An 855-nucleotide genomic window follows, 5' to 3' on the forward strand; every position below is an offset into this window, starting at 1 on the left:
TACCGGGAAGCTGCTCACGGCCCTTGACGTTGAGCTTCGCGTAGCTGCGGTAGAGATGGCCTTCAACCGTGCGCACGGACACCTGGAGCTCTGCGGCAATCTGCCGGTCAGTGAGGCCGCGTACCGCCAGCGCCACAATGTCGCGCTCGCGGCGGGTCAGTATGCCGAGCGAGTCATCGTTCTTGGCCGCTTCGTCGCCGGGAAGGTCATCGGCCCGGTCCAGGCACCGCTTCCGCTGGGAATTGGCCATGCGCTCCCTGAGGGTGTCGCCCGCGGCCCGGTAGGCGTGCGCCGCGGCGTCGTAGGCGAGGGCGGCAAAGGCCCACAGTTCCGCCGCCTCACAGGTTTTCGCGGCCTCAAGGAGGTCTGCGGCGTTGTCCGCGCTGATGGCTGCGGCGTACGCGGCCTCTCCCTTGCTTGCCGCTAGTGCCCGCCGATACCGGGAAGCTGCTCACGGCCCTTGACGTTGAGCTTCGCGTAGCTGCGGTAGAGATGGCCTTCAACCGTGCGCACGGACACCTGGAGCTCTGCGGCAATCTGCCGGTCAGTGAGGCCGCGTACCGCCAGCGCCACAATGTCGCGCTCGCGGCGGGTCAGTATGCCGAGCGAGTCATCGTTCTTGGCCGCTTCGTCGCCGGGAAGGTCATCGGCCCGGTCCAGGCACCGCTTCCGCTGGGAATTGGCCATGCGCTCCCTGAGGGTGTCGCCCGCGGCCCGGTAGGCGTGCGCCGCGGCGTCGTAGGCGAGGGCGGCAAAGGCCCACAGTTCCGCCGCCTCACAGGTTTTCGCGGCCTCAAGGAGGTCTGCGGCGTTGTCCGCGCTGATGGCTGCGGCGTAGGCGCAGATCGCGGCGGG

2 protein-coding genes are annotated in these 855 nt (G+C 68.8%); both read right to left on the reverse strand.

Annotation, left to right across the window (positions count from 1 at the left end; genetic code table 11):
* Positions 1–250 (reverse strand): response regulator transcription factor (locus Y706_RS24770; RefSeq protein ID WP_043435863.1); only part of this gene is annotated, 250 nt, incomplete at its 3' end.
* Between the two features lie 173 nt (positions 251–423).
* A partial coding sequence (locus Y706_RS29750; protein ID WP_028276485.1) for a response regulator transcription factor occupies positions 424–855 on the reverse strand: 432 nt, incomplete at its 5' end.

It is taken from the genome of Arthrobacter sp. I3 (assembly GCF_000520575.1).
Lineage (GTDB): Bacteria > Actinomycetota > Actinomycetes > Actinomycetales > Micrococcaceae > Arthrobacter > Arthrobacter humicola_A.